Source organism: Mesorhizobium sp. M1A.F.Ca.IN.020.06.1.1 (assembly GCF_004023265.1).
Classification (GTDB): Bacteria; Pseudomonadota; Alphaproteobacteria; order Rhizobiales; family Rhizobiaceae; genus Mesorhizobium.
The window spans coordinates 1-1,502 of the sequence record NZ_RZSR01001206.1; the positions used below are offsets into that span (position 1 = coordinate 1).

Below are 1,502 nucleotides of genomic sequence, written 5' to 3' on the forward strand. Positions count from 1 at the left end.
GCTCGAATCCAAGTCGCATAACAATCCCGACGAGGTTCGCTCGCCCGCCAAGACCCGCGTCGAAGTGGTCCGGCTGCCGGGCTACACGCTCGGGCGGCTCAACATGGAGCCGGGCTGGAAATGGTCCGAATGCGTGAAGCCGGTGGTCAAGACCGACAGCTGCCAGGTCTCGCATGTCGGCTATGTCGTGTCCGGAACGATCACCATACGCATGGACGACGGGACGCAGAAGACCTTCGAGGCCGGCACCTCCTATACGATCCCGCCCGGGCATGACGCCTGGGTAGAAGGCAATGAGCCGTTCCAATGCATCGAGGTGCTGAGCGCCGAGCAATACGCCAAGCCGGTCTAGGGGCTGTCGGCCAAGGGACAGCGATCCCCCATGTGGGACGATCAGAGGGGGCGCTGTCCCGCCATCGTCTCAGAACCTGGATCTCCGGCTCGGCCGCACTTCGTCATCCTGGTGTTCGCGCGTCGCTCGGCTCCTGACTTCGTCTAGCATGACGCAGTTTTGGGCCGCGATCCTTCGCGCCCCTCCCTGGTCTCGCGGTCGACCCGCCAAAGGGGAGCACACCGGCGCAACCGGTCAAAGCCCTTGGTTGTGACGGGTTGCAGATGTTCTCATCCCCAGCTGGCCGGCTTGACAGGAAACTCCTTTTGTTCTCTTTATGTTCACACGCATTACCGCTTACAACAGTTGCTGCTAATGCTGCGATGCCGCAAAGCGGATGGATGGAGCCGGGAGCGCGATGGCCGCCACGAACGCCGCTTCGGCCGCTACGACCCTGCATGCCGATCTCGACGCCTTCTACGCCTCGGTCGAGCAACTGCTCGACCCGTCGCTGCGCGGCAAGCCGATCGCAGTCGGCGGCGGCGTAGTGCTTGCCGCCTCCTATGAGGCGAAGATTTTTGGCGTGCGCGGCGGCATGCCCGGCCGCAGGGCGCGCGAGCTCTGTCCGCAGCTCATCTTCGTCGGCGGCCGCTTCGGCGAATACCAGCGTCTCGGCGACGCCGCGATCAAGGTGCTCGACGATTTCACGCCGCTGGTCGAGCGCATCTCGATCGACGAGGCTTTCGCCGATGTCGCCGGCTGCACGCATCTGTTCGGACCGCCGGACGAAATTGCGCGAACCATCCGCCGCCGCGTGAAGAGCGAGCTCGGCCTGCCGATCTCGATCGGGGTGGCACGGACGAAGCATCTCGCCAAGATCGCCTCGCAGGTGGCCAAGCCCGACGGGCTGGTGGTGGTCGAGCCTGGCACCGAGCTTTCCTTTCTGCACGATTTGCCGGTGTCGCTGATGTGGGGCGTCGGTCCGGCAACCAAAGCGCGGCTCGCCGAGATCGGCGTCGAGACCATCGGGCAATTGGCGCGCACGCATAGCGGCGCGCTGGAGCGGCTGATCGGCCATGCCGCCGGCCAGAAGCTCGCGGCCCTTGCCTGGAACCGCGACCCGCGCCGGCTGGAGACGCATCGCCGCGCGCATTCGGCCGGCGCGGGCCTG

The 1,502-nt window shown here is 65.8% G+C and carries 1 protein-coding gene and 1 pseudogene; both read left to right on the forward strand.

What is annotated here, in order from left to right; all coding sequences use genetic code 11:
- The coding region (locus tag EOA60_RS32500) for a cupin domain-containing protein (RefSeq protein WP_206628354.1) at positions 1–352 on the forward strand (352 nt) is incomplete at its 5' end.
- A 397-nt stretch (positions 353–749) separates the two neighbouring features.
- Positions 750–1,502 (forward strand): annotated as a pseudogene (locus EOA60_RS32505) (DNA polymerase IV); the annotation flags it as partial.